Here is a 25,049-nt window from a genome sequence, read left to right as displayed (position 1 = left end):
TGTCAGAAGGAGTGTGACAGTCATGACGACACGTACAGAACGAACCGAAGAGATTGCAACCCATGCAACGCTCCAAGCATTCGGCAACAGCTACCTCCGTGAAATCGACATGCTCGAGTGGTTCATTCCAACAGACGAGGAGAACATCTGGTTCGGTGAGACGGCCTGCCGGATCGACGTCGGGACCATCTACGTCCTTGAAATCCGACGCCGTTCACGGATCGGGCGTCACGAAATCGGACGGATTTACCGGCAAACGAGCTGCGGATGGACGGAGGAAGCACCATTGACCTTCATCATTGCCTGTTGCCAACATCTGCAACGGCTTGCTCCCTGCGTAACGGATTTATTGTACCGGGTCCTCGACAGTCACCGGGGTATGTGTCACGTCATCGCGCATGAGTTGAGCGAGCCGATTTGCCCTGAGACGTTTCTTGAACACGAGCAGACGGTCCGGTTCGGACATTGGTTCCACCCGACGCCGAAAAGCCGGGTCGGGATGCATGACTGGGAGCAAGTCGCGTATGCACCGGAATTCAGGAACGGGTTCCAACTCGATTATTTTGCGGTTGATGAGTCCCTGCTGACGGAAGCCAGTGCGACGGATCAACGGATCAGTGAACAGATGCGGAAGCAAGTCGGATCAGCGGTTACACTGTCAGCGTCAGAACGCCTGTTACCCGCTCATCCTTTGCAGGCACAATATCTTTTGTTGCAACCGTCTGTGCAACAGTTGCTCGCGACGAACCAACTCCGCCATCTCGGGCGACTCGGTCCGATGTACTTTGCGACATCTTCGATCCGGACGGTCCTGCAAGCGGATCGGTCGCACATGTTGAAGTTTTCGATTCCGGTCCAAGTCACCAATTCGCGCCGGGTCAATAAACGGCATGAACTGACTGCGGGTCTTGTCATGCGGCGTCTCGCCGAACAGATTTCGTTTCCGGACGGCTTTTCGATCATCCATGATCCGGGATACGCAACGGTTCAGACCGGTGCAGATGAGTCCGGCTTTGAGGTCATCTACCGCGAAGCCCAGGATGATGCGATCAACGTCGCGGCACTCGTTCAGGAACCGCTCGATCAAGAACCGTCCGTCTTGGCATCGCTCGTCTTGAAGTCGAAGCGAGCGGATCAATCGCTGCCTCAAGCGGCCCGGGACTGGTTCGAGAGGTATATCGAACTGACACTCGGGACCTTAGTCGAGTTGTATGAACACTACGGGATTGCGCTCGAAGCGCACCAGCAAAACAGTCTGATCCGGTTTGAACAAGGGCGTCCTGTCAGCTACCAGTTTCGCGATAATCAGGGGTACTATCTCGCCCGTTCGAACAAAAACCAGCTAATCCATCTCGAAGCCTCACTGGCAGAAGCGTCGGAATTGTTCTATGACGAAACGACGATTAAGGAGCGGTTGACGTATTACATGATCTGGAATCACTTGGCCGGTCTGATTCATCGGTTTGACCGCGACGGCTTGCTTGCGGAATCAACGATGCTCGAGTGGGTCGGAACGTGGTGCGATCAAAAAAGTCAGATTTTATCGGGACGCGGCAAGGACTGGCTCGAATATATCCGTTCACGGCCGACGTTACCGTATAAAGCGAACTTGTTGACACGGCTCCATGCGCTCGATGAACTCGAAGTCAGCGGCGAGCGGGTCATCTTCATCGAAATCGACAATCCATTACACCGGGAGGTCCGCCATGCGAACGACGAACGAACGACGTGTCTGCAAACAACTTCTTGAAGCCATCCTGTTTGAACGGATCGAACCGTTCATCGAATACCGGCGACAGGGGAAGACGACGTTTCGTTTTGTCCGTCCGCCGTATGAACTGACAGTCGACGGCAGACGGGGAGCGTTTGACCGCGTTTGGCTCGACATCGAGACGGTCGTCTTGACGCGGGGAAATCACGTGCAAACGCCGACGCTTGAGCACATCATGAACTGTTTTCAACTCGTGGAGCCGCTGCGGTTGGAACTGCGGCAGACGGTTCAGTTTGCCGACATGTGTCCGACATATTCCGGGCCACGGACGCATTTCTATTACGAACAACTGGAACAAGCATTGGTCGAAGGGCATCCGTACCATCCGTGTTTTAAGTCCCGGATTGGCTTTTCGCGTGACGACCACTCGCGCTATGGACCGGAAGCAGGACAACGTTTCCGGTTGCACTTTGTTGCCATTCCGGTATCGATCGTTCATCAACAACGCATGAACGGGGTGATGGAGCAGACGTTTGGGCACGAGACGTATCTCCGGTTGCAGGAAAAGTTAAGTGCTGCGGTCGACGATCCGACCGGTTATCACGTTCTGCCGGTCCACCCGTGGCAATGGCAACACGTCGAAGCGGACGTCCGCGCGTCCGGCGGCATCGATCTCGGGGAAGCCGGTGCCTTGTTTCAAGCGACTCAATCGATCCGGACCGTTTTCCAACCGGATGCGCCGACGGTTCCGCACATCAAGCTGCCGCTCGATTTGATGCAGACGTCCTCACGACGGACATTCACTGTTCCGAACATTGTCGCGGCACCTGTTTTATCCGACTGGTTGGTCGACCGGACGCAAGAACTGCCGGTGACTATACTCCGGGAATTCGCCAGTCAAGTCGTCGAGACGACAGACGGAGACTTGTCGGGACGAATCGGCTGTTTGTACCGGGACAATGTTCTGGCGGATCTTTTGCCAAACGAAACGGTCATCCCGTTGACGGCACTCGCCCTCCGTGAAGGGGACGAGACACTGTTCCTTGAACCGTGGTTCAAGACATATGGACGCGAGCGCTGGCTGAAACAGTTTTTGACCGTCTATCTGGAACCGGTTTTCCGGCTGCTCGTCGAAGAAGGGATCGCAGTGGAGGCGCATGCGCAAAATGCTTTGCTTGTCTTGAAGGACGGTTGGCCGACGCGGCTGATGTTACGGGATTTTCATGACAGCGTTGAATTTGTCCGCTCGTTTGTCGAACGTCCGGAAAAGATTCCGATGTTTGACACGCTGCATCCGGCCTTTCGCTCAACGACTAATCTTTACTACGAGATGGACCAGGTCGAGGCGTTACGTGAGCTCGTCGTCGATACGGTGTTTGTTTTTCATCTGACGGAGTTGTCGCATCAGCTGAAGGAAATACATCAACTCGACGAGACGATCTTTTTTGACTGGACCGCCGAAATACTTAACGGACTGGATTTTCCGCCGGATCGTCTAGAAACGTTACAACTCGATGCACCGACGATCTATACGGAGTCGCTTATCGCGCGTAAATTCAACACGACGCAGTGCCGGCATATTGTCCGCAATCTACTTCAGATACGAACACCGAAAGGAAGCGAAACGCATGTTATACATTGAAGACACGTTTTATACGAAACAGATGCTGACCGATCATCCGGTTTGTCGACTCAATTGGCTCACGGATCCCGTACAGACCGTCGTTGCCGTCTGCGTCAAGGACACAGCGGCATGGATCGCGTTTTGTCTCTATATGAAACAGATGCACGGGACGGTCGTACCGCTCCATCCGGATTTGCCGGAAGCCGGGGCAAGACGTCTGGCGGAACAAGCGGGATGTGATTATTTAGTGTATGCCGATTTTCAACAGCCGATCCGTTTGGCAGCGTCAACGGTTCGACCGGGAGGATTGATTCAGTTTAGCTCCGGCACGACCGGCGACGCGAAAGTTATTCATCGGACGTGGGCCTCGATTGACGAGGAACTGGCAGCCTATGGTCAACGTTTTCCATTAACAGCGACGACCGGCACCATCGTTGCCTGCCCGACGTCGCATTCATTCGGATTGATTTGTGGGCTCTTGGCGACACTCGAGCGCGGAGCGACACCGATTATCTTGGAAAACCTGTCACCGAAGCATATTTTACACGTCTGTCAGGGACATCCGAACGCCATTTTGTATGCCGGACCGGGACTCGTTTATTTACTCAGCCAATTTAAGCAACGGCTATTTGCGGTGATGATTTCCGGGATGACCTTGCCGACCGTCTGGTTTGAAGCCATCCAGAACGTAACGGATCATCTGTTACAACAGTACGGCTGTTCGGAAATCGGTTGCATCGCCTTACATCCTGCTCCAAAAACGGCACAAGCAATTGGTTATCCGTTACCACATCTGCAAATCCAGTCCGGTACCATCGACGAGCCGGCTGAGTTAAAGGTGAAGGCAGGAGGCCGGTGGATCGGAACCAAAGATTTAATGGGGCAGACGAGTACCGGCGAATTGCTGTTCTTCAGCCGTCTCGACGAAATGATCAATGTGTCCGGACTGTCGGTTTATCCGGCGGATGTCGAGGATGTGTTGCTCCGTCACGATGATGTCGAAGAGGCAGTCGTCTTCAAACGGACGGACCGTCTGCAAGGTGAACGCGTCTGTGTCCAAGTCGTCAGCTCGGCGAAGGAAGCCGCATTGCGGACCTATTGTCGGGAACAGCTTGCGCCCCATCAATGTCCGTCGGATTGGACGTTTGTACCGGCCATTGAAAAACTGCCGAACGGGAAAGTCAGCCGCGTTCGTCTGGGGGTGACGTCATGAATCCACTCCTTGATTACAAGTCATTTTGTCAGATTGTCGAGGAACAGCTTGATGTCAACTTGCGACAAGAATTGACGGGGCAAGAATTGCTTCGGGACGACTTGCAGCTGGATTCGATACGGCTGTTGCAATTGCTCGTTCATCTGGAACTTGAACACGGGTATGTCCTGGCTGATGAACAACTTGCTCAACTGCCGCAGATGACGGTCGATCAGTTGCTGCAATCGTTGGCACGAAAGGAGGTCGTCTGATGATTAAGGTTCACTGTCTCGTCAGTTGTGTGTGTGAAGTAATCAAACGATCGGACGCCGACCATCGTCCGTACTACTTTGGAATCTGGGACGCTGACTTTGCGTTGACGTCTGAGTTTGTCCTGTCCCACCATGCGGCGCATATCAGTCATGAAGCGATGCTCGATTGGTACCGCTTGCTGTATGGAATCACCGTTCAGTCCTGGTACGATCCGTCAAGCTCGAAAGCGGCGAACCTTGTGACTCTGGAACAGTTCATGAAAACCAAGCGACCGGAACAATCCGTCATCGTCATGCTCGACCTCGCCCGGTTACCGGAGCGGGAGAATAAATTCCATCACGAGGTCTTTCCGCATTACGTGATGCTCGAACCAACGGATGATGAAGACCGGTGGCGGATGCTTGATCCGGACTTCCGGTATGAAGGTGAATTTGATCGGACACGGATTCTTCAGGCGATCGATCAACCGACTGTCGCCGGTGGCTTTTGGTTTGACGGGAGTCAGGTCAAGCTGCCGGACACGGAAACGGTTTCCGCGTATTTCATGAGTGGGCTTAAGCGGCACCATCCGTTGACGGAAGCGGTCGAACAGGTCATATTGCACCATGCGTCGAGACCGGAAAAGTTGCCGGAGGCGTTAAAGCAACTACCCGTCATCGCCATCCGCAAATATGCTTATGAGCATGCCTTTGCCTATTTTTATGAACGCTTGGGAATTGATTTAGTGGCATCCGATTTTGACGACTGGTGTGACAAAATCGAGCAATTGGTCAATCAATACACGATCATTCAACACCGGGCAATCAAATACAGCATGACCCGCGACCGGACAGATTTACAGGATATCCAACAATGGCTCGTCGCACAAACGACGCTCGAAGATGACATCAAACGGCAGCTCGTCGATTTGTTCAGCCGATTTCAACAGAAAGAAGGGGAAACGGATGCAACTCGCACTTTGTACAATCAGCTACCGGCATCATCTACGGTCATTCGATGAGTTGGTGAGGTTTGCCGCAGCAAACGAGTTTGAGGCGATCGATGTCTGGGGTGTCCATGCAAAGCATCTGCAGGAAGCAGGTCTTGCCTTGTTACAAAGAAGCGGGATTCATGTCAGTATGCTCAGCCATTACTTGTCGTTTGACGCTCCGTTGTCCGTCTTGCTCGAACAAACGAAAGCCTTATCTCGCCTCGCCCAGCGGCTCGGAACCCGCCGGATCCGGATTTTTGCCGGTCACAAGGCGAGTCACCAACTGACGGAGGCGGAACGGGCGCGACTTGTCTATCAATTGAGCGGCGTTTGTAAAGTCTTGGATCAAGCGAAGCAGTTGGTGTTGCTTGAAATCCATCCGAATACGGCGGCGGACACGATCGAGTCGACTGAACGGTTATTGCACGAGGTCAATCATCCGGCCTGCCGCGTGAACTTCGATGTCCTTCATGTCGTCGAATCCGGTGCTGATCCGGTCACGGCCTACCATCGGCTCGAACCGGTCATCGAACACCTTCACTTGAAGACGATTGCACGAGCCGATCAATTCGACGTCTTTGAACCGGCGAATGTTTATGCGGCAAGCGGCTCGCGGGACGGCATGGTGCCGTTATTTGACGGAATCGTTGATTACGATAGATTTTTTGAAGAACTCAAATCGATGCTGGCTACGAAAACGGCGAGTCTCGAATGGTTCGGAGAGAATCCGGATGAACGGGTGGCGACAGACGGACGATTGGTACGTCAACGTTTGGCACGACCGGTCCTGCAATTCACCTAATGTTCACGGCCCAAGGAGTTTAGAGGACCGGACGAAAAGGAAAGCAATAGAATGTAAGCCATTGTTGATACTGTCGTTGAAGAAAGAAAGGATGTTGAACATGTCAGAACGTGTTTTCATTAGTCCGGCAAAGTATGTCCAAGGGAAAAACGTCATTGATCGGCTCGGTACATACGTGAGCCCGATTGGCGACGTTGCTCTTGTAATTGCCGATGATGTCGTTTGGAAAATCGTCGAAAAACGTGTCCATGCTTCGTTTTCAACAGAAGGAATCAAAATTGAAAAAGCGGACTTCAGCGGTGAAGCCTCCAAACATGAGGTCGAACGGATTGCCGCACAAGCGAAGGATGCCGGCGTGAAATTCGTCATGGGAGTAGGCGGCGGGAAGACGCTTGATACAGCGAAAGCCGTTTCGGACGAGTTTCATCTGCCGGTCGTCATCGTGCCGACCATCGCTTCGACCGATGCACCGACGAGCGCGCTGTCGGTCATCTATTCCGATGAAGGAATCTTCGAAAGTTATCGTTTTTACAACAAAAATCCCGATCTTGTTTTGGTCGATACGAAGTTGATTTCGGAAGCACCGGCGCGGTTCTTTGCCTCTGGCATTGCCGATGCACTGGCCACTTGGGTCGAGGTCCGGAGTGTCATTGCCTTCGGTGGAACGACGATGGCAGGAGGACGGCCGACGATTGCGGCGGAAGCGATCGCGAAGCGCTGTGAGGAAGTCCTTTTTGAACACGGACGACTTGCGTATGAGTCGGTCCAGGCAAAGGTCGTCACGCCGGCACTCGAAGCCGTCGTCGAAGCGAATACATTACTGAGCGGTCTTGGATTCGAGAGTGGAGGACTGGCGGCAGCACATGCGATTCATAACGGATTCACGGCGCTTGACGGGGACATCCATCACCTGACGCACGGTGAAAAGGTTGCGTTCGGGACGCTTGTGCAACTGGCGCTCGAAGAACATCCGCAAGAAGAGATTGAACGATATATCGCTTTTTACATGGACCTTGGTCTGCCGGTTACACTGGAAGACGTCAAACTGAAAGATGCCTCACGGGAAGACATATTAAAAGTCGGACAGGCGGCAACAGCAGAAGGGGAGACGATTCACAGCGGCTTTGATGTCACAGCCGATGAAGTGGCAGATGCGATCATTGCCGCCGACCGTTATTCGAAAGCCTATCAGGCAAAGTTAAAGAACTGACGATACGTTACACGAATGGTAAGCAAAAAGGCGATTCCCGATTGAAGGGAATCGCCTTTTTGGTTTAAGAATGGTCCTTGTTAATGCACATGCTTCTGTTCACCATGACAGTACAGTTGATTCTCATGGTCGTGCTGAGCGGTCTCAACCTGAATCGTCGCATGGGTGATACCGACATGTTTTAAGTCATGGTCCAGTTGTTCACGGATCGACTCCGATTCACGGACCGTCATGTCGTCTTTAACGACGACGTGGCAGGATAACGCATTGTAACCGCTCGTAATCGACCAAATGTGAAGATCATGCAGACCGAGGATCGCTTCATTTGTCTGAATCGTCGAGACGACCTGTTCAATGTCGACGTCACTCGGCGTGCCTTCCATCAGGACATGGACCGCAGCCTTCGTCACGTAATAGCCGCTGCGCAGAACAAGAATGGCAACGATGATACTTGCGAGCGGATCCGCCCAGCCCCAGCCGAAGAACAGAATCAATAATGCAGCAGCGATGGCACCAATCGAGCCGAGCATGTCACTTAAGACATGCAAGTAGGCGCCACGCATGTTCAGATTGTCTTCATGCCCGCCGCCGCGCGTCATGATCCAAGCCACAAGCAGATTCACAAGAAGTCCGAGCACGCTGATGATCAACATCCCGGTTGTTGCGACAGCCGGTGGATTAACAAACCGTTGCACGGCTTCGACGAAGATATAAAGCGAAATGCCGATCAGGGCAACACCGTTAAAGATTGCCGCGAGAATTTCGAACCGTTTCGAACCAAACGTCTTGTTTGCATCCGGCTTCTGATTTGAGAAGTGAAAGGCTGCGAGTGCGATTGCAAGTGAAATCGAGTCGCTCAGCATATGTCCGGCGTCCGATAACAGCGCAAGACTGTTCGTCCAAAATCCGCCGATCACCTCGACGAACATAAACAGCGTGATGATGGTGAACGACAGAAGTAAGACTTTTTTATTGTCGGTGTGATGGTGATGATGATCATGTGCCATAACGATACCTCCTAATACATTCAAACGTCTATTTGAATTATAAAATATCAAACGCCTTTGGTCAATCGACGTATGTTTCATATGCCACCGGTGTAAGGGGATGAAACGCGATTGTTAGGCAGATGTTGTACGCGACGTGAGAACATACAAAAACCCCCGCTCACTTCAAGAGAAATGAGAGGGGGTTCAAGTTAGAGATAGTTTAACGGATTGACACTGCTTGCCGCCGATGTCGCACTGTAGACATATGTTCCACGGTGCAGTTCAAAATGAAGATGCGTTCCGAACGCATTTCCTGTTTGACCGACAGTACCGAGAAGTTGTCCTTTTGAGACCGATTGTCCGACTGAGACCGACCGGCTGTTCATGTGAGCATAGAGACTCGTAAAGGAAGCGCCATCGATCGAATGCTTGACCATGACGTAATTGCCGTACGCACCTTTTAATTGAGAAGTAATGACTTTCCCGGCTGCCGTTGCGTAGACCGGTGTGCCTTTCGGGGCACCGTAATCGATCCCGTTATGGAACGTATAGCCGTAGACACCGCTTGCTTGACCGTAGCCTTGCGTAATCGGTCCGCTTGTCGGCGTGATGAAATCGTTTGACGCTTTTGTTGCACCACCCGAATTTGTTAAGCTCGTGACGGTATATTTTTTAACATAATCGGCATGGACAAAGCGTTTATTGCCGTTGTATAAGAATTTAATCCAATCGCCTGTCCGGCCGAGGTAACGGAAAGTTTGACCGCTGTTGACGGTTCCGACCTGGGAACTGCTTGTGGACGAACTGCTCCTGACACGGAGATTGTCGACCATGATTTTGATTTTGTACGATGTCGTGACAGAATATTTTTTGACATATGTAGAAGAGACATAGACTTTGCGCGATCCGTAGAGAATTTTTGTCCAGTTCCCGGTCCGGCCCAAGTATTTGTATGTATCGCCTTTATCAAGACCGGTGATGATCCCGTATGTCGTAGCAGGACCGGTACGGGCCCGTAATCCGTCGTTCATGACTTTGACTTTATAAAACGTTGCCGCATCTGCTTTTGGGACGGCATATGTCGAGAAACCGGCGACGGCGATAGCAGATACCGTCAGCGTAGTAAGTAATTTTTTCAAATCAGTAAATCCTCCTTTGAATCTGTCGGACCTTGTCCGATATGTGGGTAGTGCAATATGTAATGTTGTTCTATGATTTTCTTAGATGAGTGTACCATTAGTAAAAATGTTTAAATATTACAATATTATTTCTATAATGTTTCGTTATTTTATATTATAGAGAACAGAAAATCTGTTTTACCTTAATTTAGGTTGTTTTTTTCATTCATTAATCTTGTCCAATGTGCTGATTTGGATTGATTGAATAGGGAATTTTTGAATTTGATTTAAAGTCAGAACAGTTGGTATGTTATGATGGATTTCCCAATAATTAGAATGAATTTATTTCAGAAGGTCTATTTTCAAAAAGGTTTAAAAAAATGGACACCCGAAGTCGGGTGTCCGAAACAATTATAAAACGCTGAGCGGGTTGATCGTATTGGCTGCTGACGAACCACTGTAGATGTAACCGCCGCGGTGAAGTTCGAAGTGAAGGTGTGATCCCGTCGAATTCCCGGTACTGCCGACATTTCCGATTTTCGTTCCTTTGGCGATCGACTGACCAGAATAGACCGAACGACTGCTCAAGTGAGCATAGACGCTTGTGTAGGTCAAACCATTCACTTTATGTGTCATCATGACGTAGTTGCCGTATGCGCCTTGGTAGCCGGACTTGATTACTTTACCGGAAGCAGTCGCACGGACCGTTGTTCCTGTCGCTGCTGCGATGTCGATGCCGTTATGGAACGTGTATCCGTAGCGGCCGCTGGCACTTCCGTATCCTTGCGTAACAGGTCCGCTTGTCGGACGGAGGAAGCCTGCTGAGAAGGAAGCTTTCTTAGCTGTTGCCTGTTTACCTGTGCTGTATCGTTTTACATAACTGGAATAGACATACCGTTTTTTGCCGCCATATGAAATTTTCGTCCATTTGCCTTTTTTACCATAGTATTTAAAGGTTTGTCCGGCATTAACGCCAGCGACGATTTTATATTTCGTGGAAGGACCGGTCCTGACACGTAATCCATCGGCCGTGACTTTGACTTTGTAAGAAGAAGAGCTTGCCGCCTCAACTTTACCTGTACCCGTGCTAGCAAATCCTGAAACGACGAGTGCGCTCATCGTGACGGTTGTTAAAATACGTTTCATGTAGTAGTTCCTCCTGGTGTGAAAACAATTGACGGTCGATGATTGGTGACAGATTGTTTCTGTCTTTTTTTAAATATAAGGCTGTATATGAATACTGCGTCGAAGTAGTAAATTTGATAAACCGAGTATAGCATCGGTCGTTTTGAAAATAATATTTCAGTTTGATTGCTTAAATATAGGTAATTAATATGTATTGTAATATATCGTTTTGAATAATTCTGAAATGCAGTCATACCAGTGAAAATTTTATTACAGGTTATCGATTTTCTGACATACTAATGAATATGTGAAAATATGAAAAAGTATGGATCGATAACAAAATGGAGGAGGAGTATAAGATGGATATTAAATTTACTGTGGGCCAGCAACGGTTTAACCACCGGGCAGCAGCTGTGATTGTCAAAGAAGGACATCTGTTGATTCACCGGAATGTCCGGGATGATTTTTGGGCGTTACCGGGCGGTCGGATTCAATTGATGGAGAACGGGGAGACGGCAATCGTTCGGGAAATTGAAGAGGAGTTGGGTCTGAAAGCCGAAGTCACTCGTTTTTTATCCGTCCATGAAAACTTTTTTACATATGATGAAGTGTCTTTCCATGAAGTCGGCTTTTATTATGAAGTGAATATCTTGGATGACATACAGGTCGGTAGTAAAGAATTTTTCGGGACAGAAGGTGAAGAATTGATTTATCAATATGTTCCGATCGAGCAATTATCGTCTATAACGCTGTATCCTGAAAGACTAAAACAGATGGTTGAAACGGGAGAGTGGACACCGTTATTTTCAAACGAACGATGAGTGTGTCCGGTTTCCTTTCCTAATAGAAGAAACGGATTTTTAAAAACGATGAATTTCATCGTTTTTTTTGTCGTTGGACGTTTATTGATACATGGCAAGGGAATGTTAATGAAGGTAGTCATCTATTGAAAAAAGGGGTTGGGTCATATGCGTGAAGAAGAGTTGGAGCGGATGCATCAACAGGCACGGGGACAAACTCAGGATCAGCAACCGGGAATCGAAGCCAAGATGAATCCGGAACCGGTTTACGATGATCCGGAATATGTCGGATCCGGTAAATTAAAGGGAAAAGTCGCTTTAATCACTGGCGGGGACAGCGGGATTGGACGGGCTGTTGCGATTGCTTATGCCAAAGAAGGTGCAAATGTCGCAATCGTTTACTTAAATGAAGGACAGGATGCGGAGAAAACGAAACAGTTAATTGAAGATTACGGGGTCAAAGCATTAGCGTTTGCTCAAGACGTCAGTCAACCGGAGAATGCGCAACCAATCATTGATACTGTTCTGAAGGAATTCGGACAACTGAATATCCTCGTCAATAATGCCGGTAAACAATTTCCGCAGGACGATTTCTTGGCGATCACACCGGAACAGCTCAAGGAGACGTTTGAGACGAATCTCTTCTCGATGTTCTATTTGACGCAAGCTGCCTTACCGCACTTGAAGAAGGAAGACGCCATCATCAATACGTCGTCCGTCACGGCGTATCGTGGCGCACCGTCACTGATTGATTATTCAGCAACCAAAGGGGCGATTACGACACTGACCCGTTCGCTGGCATCGAACCTGATTGAAAAAGGAATCCGCGTCAATGCGGTCGCACCTGGACCGATTTGGACACCGCTCATTCCGGCAACATTCTCAAAAGAAAAAGTCGAAGCACACGGGGAAGATACACTCATGAAACGCCGCGGACAACCGTCGGAAAATGCATCGGCCTATGTCTACTTGGCATCACGCGACTCAAGTTACGTCACCGGACAGACGATTCATATCAACGGCGGCGATTACATTACATCTTAAGGAGGAAATCATCATGAAGAAAAATCCGAATGAAGTGCCGGAACACGAACCGAATCAACAGCCGGATGAGATTCCGACGACACCTCCGTCAGAAATACCGGAGACACCGCAGGAAGATCCAATCCGTCAACCGGAACCGGATACATTCCCGGAACCAACGGAAATTCCGGATACACCACAGGAAGATCCGAACCCTTACTGAACCGATTCAACTGATTCCGGAAATAGACCGGAATCAGTTTTTTTGTTGGAAAAGTAAAAATATACATTTTAATGGGAACCCTTACATAATGTCTTGCGTATAAAAAGTATACAAAAAGGGGGAACACGTATATGCAATTTCTTTTAGCGTTTTTGGCACTAGGGGCAGGATTTTGGTTTTTCTACAGTTACTTACTCGGTTTTCGAAACAAAAACATCACGATGACTTTTGACGACCGATTCTACGCACTGGAAGATCACGTTAAAGCAATCGAGCAGAAGTTAAAGCAGGATGGAAAGCTCGTTGAATACCTGGGAAACCGCCGCTTTTTAGTCAACGGAAAACGTTATTTGTTCGTCGAACGGACCGTTTCAATGTCGGGGATTCCGGTCCAACAGACGATTCTGGAATATCAAAAGTAATGGAACTCAAGATGCCATCTCTATTTTAGAGACGGCATCTTTTTTTGGAAAGTAATTGACAGTCAACTGTACTATGGGTATGATACAGAAAGAAAGTGTATTACTGTTTTAATACAATGAACGGGAAAGGGAGGTTAAGGACCTGATGCAATTCGACCAAAGAAGTCCGGTATATCTTCAGGTCGTCCGATGGTTCAAGGAACAAATCGCGACGGAAGAACTGAAGTGCGGACAGGAAATTCCATCACGCCGGGAAATCGCCGCGCAGCTGGGAATCAATCCAAATACAGCACAAAAAGCATATAAGGAAATGGAGGAACAACACTTGATCACGACAGAACGGAACGTCCCAAGTAAAATCACGATGGATCAGGAAGTAGTCAAAAAAGTTCGGACCGAGATGCTCGACGAAGCAGTCGCGCAATTCATTGAGGCCGTCCAGGCAATTCAGATACCGCTCGGCGAAGTCGTCACGAAAGTCGAAACCGTCTATCAATCAACGGAACGGAGGAAGATCGATGCTTGAAGTCCATGGTTTGAAAAAACGATACGGTCGGAAGAAACCGATTCTCGAAGGCGTCTCCTTTTCAGTGCGTCCGGACAGCATCACCTGTCTGATCGGTTTAAACGGCGAAGGGAAGTCGACAATCCTGAAAGCCATCATGGGTCTTGTCCCGGTCGATGCCGGAACCGTCCTCGTCGACGGCGAAGTCTCACGCGAAAAAATCGCCTTTGTTCCGGACTTGCAGACAATGCCCGGCTATATGACAATCGGGGATGCTTTGCTGTATATGAGCGATTATTATCCGGACTGGAATCCGAAAGTCGCGGAAGAATTGATGGGCTTGTTCAAGTTACTGACGACCGACAAGATTTTGGAGCTGTCGAAAGGGAATCAGGCGAAGTTCAGTTTAGTGCTTGGTTTCGCACTTGACCGTCCGTACCTGTTGCTCGACGAACCATTTGCCGGAATTGATTTATTTACGAAGGAACAGATTGCCTGGATCTTTTCGAGTCATTATATGGAAGGACGCGGCATCCTGATGACGACACATGAAATCATTGAAATCGAACATCTGATTGACCGGGTCGTGTTCTTACAGGATGGCCGAATCATTGATGAACACGATACGGAAGAGATGCGCGAAGTATACGGAAAATCGGTCCAGGACCGGATGCGGGAGGTCTATCAACGATGAAACAGTATCTGATGTTAACGAACGAAGAGTTAAAACGAAGCTGGAAAATGATTGTCTCGATCATCCTCGCGATGGCGAGTATCGAAATCCTGACCGTCGTCGGACGGGTCATCTACCAAGAACGACAAGTTCGAAACTACATGAGTGACGCGAAAGTGACTGAATCAGAAGCCCTGCGCTCATTTGGAAAGTTATCGTTTGAACAGGCCAGTTCGTATTTCAGCTATGTCATTATGATTGGAATCGTTCTCGTCATTTTGTATGCCATACAAATTTGGTACCGGGATTGGTTCGGTGAATCCAAGTACATATACCGCTTATTATTGTTACCGGGTGGTCGTACCAAAATCTTTTTTGCCAAATGGACATCACTGGCTCTCGTGATTATCAGTTTCATCGGCTTGCAGTGGACGGTCATTCAGCTCAGTTATGCCATCTTCAACTGGCTGATTAAAGACAATTATCGCGAATCCTCCTCACTAGTTCTCTCGGATACACTAAAGCAGTTGTATACGATGAATGGAATGGATTTGCTCGTATTCGTTATTTTAGCTCTATTCATTGTCAGTTTTTTGTTTCTGCTCGTGCTGCTTGAACGGTCTTACCGTAAAGCGAAAGGACTATTATTCATCGTCCTTGAAGTGGCTGCTCTCTTTACCATAATGATGGGTGGTTTGTATATAATCGAAACACTGAACATCTTTTTACGTCATGAAACAGCAGGAATCATGGTGACAATCTTTGTGCTCTACTTTGCGTATACGATTTGGAAAAGCCTGCGTTTATTAAAATGGAAAATTTCGGTCTAAGGAGGACGTCATGCGAAAATTTAAATTTGTACTCATACTGGCTGTCGTCAGCTTCTTGACGGTAGGAATATACACCTTGTTCATTCGTTCGATCGACGAATCAGATTTTGTTGTTGAGAGGGTCAAAGGAGATCCGAAACAATCAGTTGTCCGTTCTGTTCACGCAGAAATTTATGATCAGGGTCTAAAAAACCTTGATTACAACGTTGGATTAGACGGGCATGTGCAAAAAACAGCAGGTAATTTGATTACCAGTTTGTTTAATAATCCGATTGATGAAGAGGGTGAACCGACTGACTTCCGACGTTTTATTGCGTTAGATAAGGTCGCTACGCTAGAACAAGATGGAATTACTTACGGAATCGGTACAAAAGATAAAAATAAGTGGGAATTGCAGTATTGGAATGCTGGCAAACAGCGTGTCGTAAAAAAAATATTTCCGGAACCTTCTGAAGCTCAGAAGCTAGGAGAAATTGATCTCATTCCGTATCAACGTGTTGAAAACAGTTTGTATGTTTACGCACAGGATTATGCAACAAATTTAGAAACATTGTTGTACAAAATCAATTTAAAGAACGATACGGTTCAAAAAATAAATTTACCTTATACTTCCAAAAAGTATACTTATATTTTAGGTATCCATGACGAGACGATTGTCTATTACACGAGTGAAGGTGTAGAAGGATCAGATGCAACAAAAGAAACGGTATATTTGAGCAATGGGAAAACGGTTCAGCCTCTAAAGGGATTGGATTTGAGCGATGCCTCTCAAACAAAACTAAGCATCGATGGAAAGAAACTAATTATGCTTAAAGATGAACTAAAAGGTTTACGTTGGACTGTCTACGATTTGACGTCAAAGAAAATGAAAAAATATTCGATGGTTTTACCCCATACAAAAGATGGTGACGTTTTGAATAAATTTATTGAACTACAGAATGACATAATCTATATGGGAAGCCAAGCCGGGGATGGTGTAATTAACATACGTGTTGTTGATGCGTTATCAAAACGTGTCGTATACGAAGGAAACATCAAAGATAAACTGAAGCGAAACGAAACAATGTTCAACACACTTGTTTTAAACTAACGGACAGCTTAATAACCACAACAAAACAGTCATCCGGAACTCGCATGAGTTCCGGATGACTGTTTTTGTTTTACTGATACGATTTGATGATGATGTCCTGTTTCGCGTAGTAACTCCACGTCAGGTCTTGCGATTCGACCTTCTTCGTCGTTACGGCAACGAACTTATTTTTGCCGGTATAAATCCCGACGAAGTTGGGGGCTTTCGCCTTTTTCGCCTGGACGAACAATAGATCACCCGGGACGGCTTTTTTGAGTGTGACAGTTTTCAACGGCATCGCGGCTTGTTTCGCAATCGTCCGCTCGAGTGTCAGACCGCTTTTTTGATAAACGTATTGCGTGAAGCCCGACGCATCAAACCCTTTTGTTGTCGTACCGCCTTCTTTATACGGTGTCCCGATCAGTGATGTCGCTAGTTTTGCGATTTCCGTTTTCTTTTTCGCGAGTGCTTTTTCCGACAGCGGTTTTTTTGTTTCGACTTTTGTTGGTGTCGCTGCAGATGTTGCGACTGGACTGATAGTTGCTGTCAACAATAAGGCTGTCAGGGGAAGAGCGTAATACGATTTCATAATAAAAACTCCTTTAAGTAGTTGGGATGGATAAGCTGTCTCTACCGTAACATGCCGATTGACAGATTAAGCAACAAATTGGATACGTTCACCTAACAGTCTTGTAAGGTTTGGTCTGAGTACCCGTCAGCTTTAAGTTCCGGATTCAACAAAAAGACCTCTGTTTCGTATGCCACAGGTGATGGCACCATCGGAACAGAAGTCTTTTGGATGTTATGCCCGCTGATCGAGCCGATGACTGACAGCCGTCAAAGCGGCTGCGAGTAAGGCAACGGCACCGCCGACAAGGGCGATGTTCATGATCGGACCGTTCGCATAGACGAGTCCGCCGAGTGCGGAACCGAAGGCAATCCCGACATTGCTTGCGACCGGCATCAAGGAAGCGGCTAGTCCTTTTGCTTCCGGATTAAACTTCTCTGCCAGGTCAATCAGATAGATTTGTGTTGAGGTCGTCAATAAAATCGACATCAAGGACATCAAGGCAATATTGATCAGACCAAGTGACACGGATGCTGTCGTCACGTAGAGAGCAGCGAGTACGATCGCCTGAACGATAAAGACGAACCGTAGACGGCCGATCGGATTTTTGCTGGCGATTTTTCCGGCCAGGATGTTACTGAAGATCGAGACGACGCCGTACGCGAGTAAAATCGGACTGATCCAGGCCGACGGTAGCTTCAATTCCAGCTCAAGGACTGGGACGAGATACGTATAGACGACGTACGTCGCACCGAATCCGAACGACGGAATGAAAAAGGCAATCATGATCCGTGGATTGGCGAGTAAACTGAGCTGTTCCCGGATTGAACCGGATGATTCCGATTGCTGGACCGGAACGACCTTCAGGACAGCGAGCAAGGCGACGACACCAAGACTGCTTGTCAGCCAAAATGTAGCAGCATAACCGGCGTGCTGTCCGATGAACGTACCGATCGGGACACCGAGAACGTTTGCCATCGTAAATCCACCAAAGATGAAGGAGACAGCGACGCCGCGTTTCGCGATCGGCACACTGTCGCTTGCGACGACCATTGCCAGTGAAATCAGGACACCCGTCAGAACAGCCGTCACGATTCGTGACACGAGTAACAGTTCATAGTTCGGTGCAATCCCGCTGCAGATATTCAGGATGATCCAGACGAAAATCAGACTGAGCATTAACTTCCGTCGCTCAAGGTGTCCAGTCAAGGACATCGTAATCGGTGTTCCGATCGCAAAGGCAATCGCGAAGGCGGAGACGAGCGTTCCGGCTTTTGCAATCGTGATGTTCAGACCGTCCGCGATTTCTGATAAAATACCGACGATGACGAATTCGCTTGTTCCAAGGACAAAGGTCAACATGGATAACGTCGCGATTAACAGCCAGTCGGCTTGACTCAAACGAGTCGATGATGATGACATAAACAATTCCCCACTTCTGGCGCCTGTGCGCAAAAAAACTATCGTGTTTCAGAATAGCATGATTTAAGAAGGGCGGAAACCGGATTTACCTGTCACAGGAAAAGAAGCATTATTTTGAATAGACAGTCAATTTCACTTGCCATGCATTCGGGTATACTAACAGAGTAGGAAACATCACTTAAATCAGAAAAGGACGTGATCTTGATGCAAGCAACAGTCACTTGGAATCAGAAGATGGGTTTTAGCGGGGAAACCGAATCAGGACATCACTTGGCAATGGATGCCGCACCGGAAAACGGCGGAGACAATCAGGCACCCCGACCGACGGAACTCCTGCTTCACGCCGTCGCCGGCTGTACCGGCATCGATATCGTCTCGATTTTAGAGAAGATGCGTTTGACATTGACATCATTTGAAATGGATATCGAAGGGGAACGGGCAGATGACCATCCGCGCCGCTTCACGACAATCTCGATCCATTACCGGCTCGAAGGCGATTTACCGGACGATAAAGTCCGCCGGGCGATTTCGTTGTCCAAAGATAAATACTGCTCGGTCTCCCAGTCCTTGAACGCTGAGATTGAAGTCTACTATTCCATTAATGGTGTCCGGAACGAGGAACCGATTTGAAACGGATTGTCCCTGTCCTGTTAACAAGCGTCCTGCTCGCCGGTTGCGCCGATGAACCGACACAGCCTGTCGAGCCGCAACCGAAGCCGGCGAAGAAAACGAAACCGCCGCAGCCGGATCGATCCTCTGCCGCTGAACGGGAGGCGAAACAACTTAAGCAGACCGTCTCGAAGATGTCGACGGCGGAAAAAGTCGATCAGTTGCTGTACATCGGCGTGACGGGAACAGCCCTGACACAAACGGACCGTCAATTACTGCAGGACCATGCGCTTGGAGGCGTCCTGTTACTCGGCGGCAACATCACATCGACCGAACAACTGAAGACCTTTACAACAGCGATTGCCGAAGCCCAAAATGCTGATTCAAAAGCGTTCCTCGGGTTTGATGAGGAGGGTGGGCGCGTCAGCCGGGTGCCGGATGCCAAACTCAAGTTATCGCCGAGCCTGTCATTTGGTCATAAAAATGATCCCGGATTGATGAAGGAAGTCGGGCAAACGCTCGGTTCGATTTCCCGTTTTTACGGCTTCAACATGGATTTCGCCCCGGTTCTTGACGTCAACAGTAACCCGGCGAACCCGATTATCGGTGACCGGGCACTCAGTGCAGATGCGGAACAGGTTGCCCGGCTTGGTATTCCGTTGATGCAGGGGATGAAGTCGGAAGATGTTGTCCCGGTTGTCAAACACTTCCCGGGTCACGGGGATACGACCGTCGATTCGCATGTTGGTCTGCCGCGGGTCGATGCTTCGAAAGCGGAACTCGAACAGACGGAACTGGTACCGTTCAAACGGGCGATTCAAAACGGGGCCGAGATGGTCATGGTTGCGCACATCCTGTTCCCGGCACTCGATCAAAACCGTCCGTCGTCGTTGTCGAAACCCGTCATGACCGGTCTGTTACGGGATGAACTGAAGTTTGATGGTGTCATCATCACGGATGATCTCGTGATGGGAGCAATCACGGAACGGTACGGACTTGCCCAGGCAGCAAGTCTTGCCCTCGAAAATGGTGCTGATATGGCGATGTTCTCATCGCCCGGCGGATACTCGTCCGTTCATAAGGAAATCATGGCGCGGATCAAACAAGGAAAATTGTCGGCAGCAGATCTCGATCAGAAAGTCGGGCGGGTCTTACGCTTAAAACAAACGTATGACTTGTCGCAAACGAAACGCGTCGACAAGTATGAACAGCTGATCAAGCAGGTCAAAGCGGTCGAATCAGACATGCGACGCTGATCAAGGGTGGAATACACGTGACTATCCGTGGTAAACTACAGACGTACCACACAAATTAATATCTACACTAGGGGAGTCTCGCAGCAGACTGAGACGGAAGTATCCGGACCCTTTGAACCTGATCTAGTTCGTACTAGCGGAGGGAAGTGGATTCCGATCAATCATCCGAGGATGCGACGACTGTCGCCCTTTTTTGTAGGACCACTCCATCAGTTCATGGGGTGGTCCTTTTTCGTGTGGAAAGGGGGAAATAATGACGCAGTTACATCTGTTGACAACCGGCAAGCAACGTCCGGACGTGCTCGAACGCTTGTTGCCGGAACTCGCTGCAACCGTCGACCGGATTCATCTGCGGGAGCCGTCATGGTCGGCGAAGGAACTGGTCGCGTGCATCGAAACACTCGTGCGACGAGGCGTAAAGACAGAGCAATTAATTGTCCATGACCGGCTGGACGTGGCAATCGTCACCGGGACCGGAGTTCAGCTGACCACACGGAGTATTCCGGTTGACCGTGTCCGGAGCCGTTTCCCGGAGCTGGTGATTGGTCAATCGGTCCATTCATTGACGGAAGCGGTGGCGGCAGAACAGGGGGGTGCTGATTACGTCCTATACGGCCATATTTTTGAGACGGGATCGAAACCCGGTGTACCGCCAAGAGGACTTGATGCCTTAAAACAGGTTGTCGACTGGACATCGATTCCGGTTATCGCAATCGGCGGAATTAAACCGGACAATCTACAGGATGTCATGGCGACAGGCTGCTCAGGTGGCGCCGTCTTGTCAGGCATTCTTGGTCAAACGTCTCCGGTTGAAGCAGCCGGACGGTTCCGGGCGGTGATTGGACGATGAAGCAACCGGATGTATTGATTGTCGGCGCCGGCATCATCGGTTTGACGCTCGGTTATGAGCTCCTTCAGCGTGGACAAAGCGTCCATTTGCTTGAACAGTCAACAGTCGGACAAGGGGCGACACGGGCAGCAGCAGGGATGCTCGCGACGGACGAAGAACTGTCGGAACCGTTACATGCGTTAGCGGCAGTCAGCCGTACACTTTATCCGCAGCTTGTCCGTCAATTGTTCGACGAGACCGGGTTGAAGAGCGGCTATCTCGAACTGCCGTTTCAGCTCAGGCAGGCAAATCAAACCGTCCAATTTGAACGGGTCGGTCAAGTCGATCCTCCGTTGCTCGTCCGCGCTTTACGGCAAGCGATTGAACAGCGGGGCGGGGTGATTGAAGAACAGGTGACTGTCTTGCGTCTTTTGCGGGACAAAGAGACGGTAACCGGGGTTGAAACAAGCCGGGGACGGCAATTTGGTCGACAGGTCGTCATTGCCGGTGGACGAGGATCGGAACCGTTGTTGCAAACGATCGGGATTTCGATTGACACGCTCCCGGTCAAAGGCGAGTGCCTGTCTGTCCGCCTCGCAACCGGTCAACTCGAACAGACCTTGTTTCACGAGACGGTGTATCTCGTCCCGAAAGCAGACGGACGGATCATCATCGGCGCAACGGAACACGTTGGCGAGGAATCGACGACGGTCAACGCGGGTAGCGTCTCGGACCTGTTGACGGCAGCGATCGATGTGTATCCGCTGATCCGTGATGCGGAACTGGTTGACATCTGGTCCGGTGTCCGGCCACAAACTCGTGACGGATTACCGTATCTTGGACGGGTCAAAGGGGTTGCCGGTTTGTCGGTCGCGACGGGACATCACCGGCACGGTATCCTGCTCGCTCCGGTGACAGCGCAAGTCCTCGCCGATTGTGTCATGAACCGAAAACCGGAAGTTACGCTGGAGAAGTTTTGTTGCAGACGACACGAGGAGGAGAATACATGCAAATCCGATTGAATGGGAAAGCCTATCCACTGGCAAAACATACGAAGACGCTACACGACTTGATTCAGCAGTTGAATATCGATGAACAGGTCGTCATCATCGAACAAAATCATCAAATCATCGACCGGTCCCGGTATACGGATACGAACGTCCAACCCGGTGATGTCGTTGAAATCGTTCATTTTGTAGGAGGCGGATAACATGTTAGAAATTGGCGGAAAAACATTTACATCACGATTATTACTCGGAACGGGAAAGTACCCGGACGCTGAAATACAACAACAAGCGGTCGAAGCATCGGAAACGAACATTTTAACGTTTTCCGTCCGGCGTTTTGACGTCTTTGCGAAAGAACAGACGAATCCACTCGCAGCACTCGACTTAAGTCACTATGATCTGTTGCCGAACACGGCGGGCGCAAAAACGGCGGAAGAAGCCGTCCGGCTGGCCCGTCTCGCCCGGGCATCCGGCATGTGCGACATGGTCAAGGTCGAGGTGATCGGTTGCGACAAGACGTTATTACCGGATCCGATCGAAACCTTGCGGGCGGCAGAGGAATTGATCAAGGACGGCTTCATCGTCTTGCCGTATACATCGGATGATTTGTTGCTCGCGCGTCGGCTCGAGGAACTGGGCTGTCACGCAATCATGCCGGCAGCGTCACCGATCGGTTCAGGGCAGGGGATTTTAAACCCGCTTGCGCTCAGTTTCATCATCGAGCAGATGACGGTCCCGGTCATCGTCGACGCGGGGATTGGTTCACCGGCTGACGCGGCTTACGCGATGGAACTGGGTGCCGACGGTGTCTTGCTGAATTCTGCGGTCGCCCATGCCAACGATCCGGTCAAGATGGCACAGGCGATGAAACTAGCGGTCGAAGCCGGGCGCCTCGGTTTCGAAGCGGGACGGATTGAGAAAAAACGGTATGCGACGGCAAGCAGTCCGACGACTGGAATCAGCCGCCCATGACGGATCGCTACAGCCGCCAAATCCGCTTTCGTCCGATCGGACAAGGCGGACAAGAGCAATTGGCTGAGCGCCGCGTCGTCATCATCGGTCTCGGTGCGCTCGGGACAGCCAGTGCGGAACAGCTCGTCCGGGCCGGTGTCGGACATTTGACCCTGATCGACCGTGATTACGTCGAGTGGAGCAATCTCCAACGGCAACAACTGTACACGGAACGGGATGCCCGGGAACGGCTGCCGAAAGCCGTCGCAGCCAAGCAACGGCTTCGCGACATCAATTCGACCGTGACGATTGAAGCGATAGTCGAGGACGTGACGGCAACGAACATTGATCGACTCGTTGCGCAGGCAGACCTGATCATGGATGCGACAGACAATTTCGCGATCCGGATGCTGATCAATGATGTCGCAGCGAAACGGGAGATTCCTTGGATTTACGGAGCCTGTGTCGCGAGTTATGGCATGACATACACCGTTTTACCGAAGGAGACGCCTTGTCTGCATTGTTTGCTGAATCACCTGCCGAAGCAACAGGAGACGTGCGATACCCGGGGCATCATCAGTCCGGCTGTCCAACTGGTCGCCTCGCATCAAGTGACGGAAACCTTGAAACTGTTGACGGGTTCGAAAGCAGCACTACGTCGGACGTTGTTGTCGTTTGATCTTTGGACGAATCAGCAGAGTCAGATTGATGTCACGTCCTTAAAACAATCGGCCTGTCCTTCGTGCGGCGACGCTGCCGTCTATCCGTATCTCAACGGAACGCCGCTCCAGTTCGTCACGTTGTGCGGTCGGGACACCGTTCAAGTCCGGGGAGAAGGGGAACGGGACTTGGTCCGGCTTGAAAACGAGATGCTGGCACGCGGGATCAAAAGTCAACGGAACCCGTATTTACTGATGTTTGAAACGGCGCAGAACCGGATTGTCGCCTTTGCCGACGGGCGGATCTTAATTCACGGTGAAGCGGATCCGGAGCAGGCAAAACGAACATATACGACATATTTCCAGTAAGCGTTCACAGAAAAGTAAACATTTTTTTTCGATACATGTTTTAGATGTTTAAAAAAGAGGTAAATAAGACTTCAGACGTAAGTCGGAGCTTTTTAGTTAAGATTGAATGTGAAGAGGAGTGATTACGATGAAACAAGAATTCGATCAATCGATCCAGTCATTGGATCAGACGAAGCGGACAGACCACGCAGCTGAAGCCGTTCAGCAGGCGAATTGGAATCCAGACCGGTATCGGACGAATCTGAATCCGTTTTATCTGTCACCTTGCAGCGTCGAACGCCGGGAAGACCGTCAACAGGAAGTTGACCGGATTGTCGAAGTCGAGCCTACATCCTCCCCTCTCCAACAGTTATTCGAGCAGAAACAGGAAGAGCATATAACAGCTACTGAACCAGGTTCCGCCAAAAATCCCGGTGGAAAATTTACGACTGGGATTGTCGTCGGAGCAATCATTGGAGGATCCGTATCCATCTTCACATCGGTGAAGCGATTTCGTCAAAAGCGTCGGACCCACTGAGGATGACCTCTAACGTGTTGTAAAGAACCGTCTCCTTGTTAAAAGGAAGGCGGTTTTTTGTTTAGGAAAACAGGAGGGGACGGCAATGCAATCAGATGAATCCAAATCCAAGGTGTTCTCTTCACTCGCAAAACCCGCACAACGGGCATTGAACGCGCACGGAGTGACGTCCCTGACCGGCTTATCGATGTACCGGGAAGACGAAGTGCTGAGGTGGCACGGAATCGGCCCTTCGTCGACACCGAAGTTGAAACAGGCGTTAGCAGATCATGGATTGGCATTTAAGTCGTGAATCAACACGAG

At 49.8% G+C, this 25,049-nt stretch carries 29 protein-coding genes and 1 riboswitch; of the genes, 24 read left to right on the top strand and 5 right to left on the bottom strand.

Annotated features, from left to right (window positions below; genetic code table 11):
- Positions 1–22: 22 nt before the first annotated feature.
- From MUN34_RS08335 to MUN34_RS08305, 7 genes are all read left to right on the top strand, one after another.
- Positions 23–1,750 carry an IucA/IucC family protein gene (locus MUN34_RS08335; protein ID WP_247857509.1) on the top strand — a complete coding sequence of 576 codons (1,728 nt, stop codon included), beginning with the start codon at positions 23–25 and terminating at the stop codon, positions 1,748–1,750.
- On the top strand, positions 1,707–3,353 hold the full coding sequence (locus tag MUN34_RS08330) for an IucA/IucC family protein (RefSeq protein WP_247857508.1): 1,647 nt from the start codon (positions 1,707–1,709) through the stop codon (positions 3,351–3,353). Before MUN34_RS08335 ends, MUN34_RS08330 begins: the two co-directional genes overlap by 44 nt.
- A complete protein-coding gene (locus tag MUN34_RS08325) occupies positions 3,340–4,548 on the top strand; it encodes an AMP-binding protein (protein ID WP_247857507.1) in 1,209 nt (402 codons plus the stop codon). The genes MUN34_RS08330 and MUN34_RS08325 overlap by 14 nt, the downstream gene beginning before the upstream one ends.
- Positions 4,545–4,799, top strand: a complete 255-nt coding sequence (locus MUN34_RS08320; protein ID WP_247857506.1) for a phosphopantetheine-binding protein — start codon at positions 4,545–4,547, stop codon at positions 4,797–4,799. The genes MUN34_RS08325 and MUN34_RS08320 overlap by 4 nt, the downstream gene beginning before the upstream one ends.
- On the top strand, positions 4,799–5,800 hold the full coding sequence (locus MUN34_RS08315) for a DUF6005 family protein (protein ID WP_081776645.1): 1,002 nt from the start codon (positions 4,799–4,801) through the stop codon (positions 5,798–5,800). Before MUN34_RS08320 ends, MUN34_RS08315 begins: the two co-directional genes overlap by 1 nt.
- Positions 5,745–6,572 carry a sugar phosphate isomerase/epimerase family protein gene (locus MUN34_RS08310; RefSeq protein WP_026828660.1) on the top strand — a complete coding sequence of 276 codons (828 nt, stop codon included), beginning with the start codon at positions 5,745–5,747 and terminating at the stop codon, positions 6,570–6,572. Before MUN34_RS08315 ends, MUN34_RS08310 begins: the two co-directional genes overlap by 56 nt.
- Positions 6,573–6,672: 100 nt before the next feature.
- On the top strand, positions 6,673–7,782 hold the full coding sequence (locus MUN34_RS08305) for a glycerol dehydrogenase (RefSeq protein ID WP_247857505.1): 1,110 nt from the start codon (positions 6,673–6,675) through the stop codon (positions 7,780–7,782).
- An 80-nt stretch (positions 7,783–7,862) separates the two neighbouring features.
- Here MUN34_RS08305 and MUN34_RS08300 read toward each other — a convergent pair whose 3' ends face one another.
- The 3 genes from MUN34_RS08300 to MUN34_RS08290 all read right to left on the bottom strand — a co-directional run bounded on the left by MUN34_RS08300 (position 7,863) and on the right by MUN34_RS08290 (position 11,035).
- The gene (locus tag MUN34_RS08300; protein WP_026828658.1) at positions 7,863–8,789 is read right to left on the bottom strand and encodes a cation diffusion facilitator family transporter; all 927 of its coding nucleotides are present in this window, start codon (positions 8,787–8,789) and stop codon (positions 7,863–7,865) included.
- Positions 8,790–8,980: 191 nt separating this feature from the next.
- Positions 8,981–9,910: a peptidoglycan DD-metalloendopeptidase family protein gene (locus tag MUN34_RS08295; RefSeq protein ID WP_247857504.1), complete on the bottom strand. Its 930-nt coding sequence runs from the start codon at positions 9,908–9,910 to the stop codon at positions 8,981–8,983.
- Positions 9,911–10,300: 390 nt separating this feature from the next.
- Positions 10,301–11,035 carry a M23 family metallopeptidase gene (locus MUN34_RS08290; RefSeq protein ID WP_247857503.1) on the bottom strand — a complete coding sequence of 245 codons (735 nt, stop codon included), beginning with the start codon at positions 11,033–11,035 and terminating at the stop codon, positions 10,301–10,303.
- A 338-nt stretch (positions 11,036–11,373) separates the two neighbouring features.
- Here MUN34_RS08290 and MUN34_RS08285 point away from each other — a divergent pair, with 338 nt between their 5' ends.
- The 8 genes from MUN34_RS08285 to MUN34_RS08250 all read left to right on the top strand — a co-directional run bounded on the left by MUN34_RS08285 (position 11,374) and on the right by MUN34_RS08250 (position 16,580).
- Positions 11,374–11,835 carry an NUDIX hydrolase gene (locus MUN34_RS08285; protein ID WP_026828655.1) on the top strand — a complete coding sequence of 154 codons (462 nt, stop codon included), beginning with the start codon at positions 11,374–11,376 and terminating at the stop codon, positions 11,833–11,835.
- Between the two features lie 147 nt (positions 11,836–11,982).
- Positions 11,983–12,858: an SDR family oxidoreductase gene (locus tag MUN34_RS08280; protein WP_247857502.1), complete on the top strand. Its 876-nt coding sequence runs from the start codon at positions 11,983–11,985 to the stop codon at positions 12,856–12,858.
- 13 nt (positions 12,859–12,871) lie between these two features.
- Positions 12,872–13,060, top strand: coding sequence for a hypothetical protein (locus MUN34_RS08275; protein ID WP_131502899.1), 189 nt, complete (start codon positions 12,872–12,874; stop codon positions 13,058–13,060).
- Between the two features lie 131 nt (positions 13,061–13,191).
- Positions 13,192–13,482 carry a hypothetical protein gene (locus tag MUN34_RS08270; RefSeq protein WP_247857501.1) on the top strand — a complete coding sequence of 97 codons (291 nt, stop codon included), beginning with the start codon at positions 13,192–13,194 and terminating at the stop codon, positions 13,480–13,482.
- Positions 13,483–13,627: 145 nt separating this feature from the next.
- Complete coding sequence (locus MUN34_RS08265) at positions 13,628–14,008, top strand: GntR family transcriptional regulator (protein WP_026828651.1); 381 nt, start codon at positions 13,628–13,630, stop codon at positions 14,006–14,008.
- A complete protein-coding gene (locus MUN34_RS08260) occupies positions 14,001–14,681 on the top strand; it encodes an ATP-binding cassette domain-containing protein (RefSeq protein ID WP_114596116.1) in 681 nt (226 codons plus the stop codon). The genes MUN34_RS08265 and MUN34_RS08260 overlap by 8 nt, the downstream gene beginning before the upstream one ends.
- Complete coding sequence (locus MUN34_RS08255) at positions 14,678–15,490, top strand: hypothetical protein (protein ID WP_247857500.1); 813 nt, start codon at positions 14,678–14,680, stop codon at positions 15,488–15,490. The genes MUN34_RS08260 and MUN34_RS08255 overlap by 4 nt, the downstream gene beginning before the upstream one ends.
- Before the next feature lie 10 nt (positions 15,491–15,500).
- Positions 15,501–16,580, top strand: coding sequence for a hypothetical protein (locus MUN34_RS08250; RefSeq protein ID WP_247857499.1), 1,080 nt, complete (start codon positions 15,501–15,503; stop codon positions 16,578–16,580).
- Positions 16,581–16,650: 70 nt separating this feature from the next.
- Here MUN34_RS08250 and MUN34_RS08245 read toward each other — a convergent pair whose 3' ends face one another.
- A complete protein-coding gene (locus MUN34_RS08245) occupies positions 16,651–17,148 on the bottom strand; it encodes a C40 family peptidase (protein ID WP_247857498.1) in 498 nt (165 codons plus the stop codon).
- Between the two features lie 213 nt (positions 17,149–17,361).
- Positions 17,362–18,549, bottom strand: coding sequence for an MFS transporter (locus tag MUN34_RS08240; protein ID WP_034769917.1), 1,188 nt, complete (start codon positions 18,547–18,549; stop codon positions 17,362–17,364).
- A 204-nt stretch (positions 18,550–18,753) separates the two neighbouring features.
- Between MUN34_RS08240 and MUN34_RS08235 the strand changes: the two genes are divergently transcribed.
- The 9 genes from MUN34_RS08235 to MUN34_RS08195 all read left to right on the top strand — a co-directional run bounded on the left by MUN34_RS08235 (position 18,754) and on the right by MUN34_RS08195 (position 25,038).
- Positions 18,754–19,179, top strand: coding sequence for an OsmC family protein (locus MUN34_RS08235; RefSeq protein ID WP_026828645.1), 426 nt, complete (start codon positions 18,754–18,756; stop codon positions 19,177–19,179).
- The gene (nagZ, locus tag MUN34_RS08230; protein ID WP_247857497.1) at positions 19,176–20,414 is read left to right on the top strand and encodes a beta-N-acetylhexosaminidase; all 1,239 of its coding nucleotides are present in this window, start codon (positions 19,176–19,178) and stop codon (positions 20,412–20,414) included. The genes MUN34_RS08235 and nagZ overlap by 4 nt, the downstream gene beginning before the upstream one ends.
- Before the next feature lie 59 nt (positions 20,415–20,473).
- Positions 20,474–20,576, top strand: a riboswitch (TPP riboswitch).
- Positions 20,577–20,667: 91 nt separating this feature from the next.
- Complete coding sequence (gene tenI / locus MUN34_RS08225; RefSeq protein ID WP_247857496.1) at positions 20,668–21,264, top strand: thiazole tautomerase TenI; 597 nt, start codon at positions 20,668–20,670, stop codon at positions 21,262–21,264.
- Complete coding sequence (locus MUN34_RS08220) at positions 21,261–22,265, top strand: NAD(P)/FAD-dependent oxidoreductase (RefSeq protein WP_247857495.1); 1,005 nt, start codon at positions 21,261–21,263, stop codon at positions 22,263–22,265. Before tenI ends, MUN34_RS08220 begins: the two co-directional genes overlap by 4 nt.
- Positions 22,250–22,453, top strand: a complete 204-nt coding sequence (thiS, locus tag MUN34_RS08215) for a sulfur carrier protein ThiS (RefSeq protein ID WP_247857494.1) — start codon at positions 22,250–22,252, stop codon at positions 22,451–22,453. Before MUN34_RS08220 ends, thiS begins: the two co-directional genes overlap by 16 nt.
- 1 nt (position 22,454) lies before the next feature.
- Complete coding sequence (locus MUN34_RS08210; protein ID WP_247857493.1) at positions 22,455–23,222, top strand: thiazole synthase; 768 nt, start codon at positions 22,455–22,457, stop codon at positions 23,220–23,222.
- Positions 23,219–24,229 (top strand): ThiF family adenylyltransferase, encoded by a 1,011-nt coding sequence (locus MUN34_RS08205; RefSeq protein WP_247857492.1) that lies wholly within the window; start codon positions 23,219–23,221, stop codon positions 24,227–24,229. The genes MUN34_RS08210 and MUN34_RS08205 overlap by 4 nt, the downstream gene beginning before the upstream one ends.
- 127 nt (positions 24,230–24,356) lie before the next feature.
- A complete protein-coding gene (locus MUN34_RS08200) occupies positions 24,357–24,746 on the top strand; it encodes a hypothetical protein (RefSeq protein ID WP_026828638.1) in 390 nt (129 codons plus the stop codon).
- An 85-nt stretch (positions 24,747–24,831) separates the two neighbouring features.
- Positions 24,832–25,038, top strand: coding sequence for a helix-hairpin-helix domain-containing protein (locus MUN34_RS08195; RefSeq protein ID WP_247857491.1), 207 nt, complete (start codon positions 24,832–24,834; stop codon positions 25,036–25,038).
- The last annotated feature ends 11 nt before the right edge of the window (positions 25,039–25,049 follow it).

It is taken from the genome of Exiguobacterium sp. 17-1, assembly GCF_023096305.1.
In the GTDB taxonomy this organism is placed as follows: domain Bacteria; phylum Bacillota; class Bacilli; order Exiguobacteriales; family Exiguobacteriaceae; genus Exiguobacterium_A; species Exiguobacterium_A sibiricum_A.
This window is presented reverse-complemented; position numbering and strand designations above follow the sequence as displayed.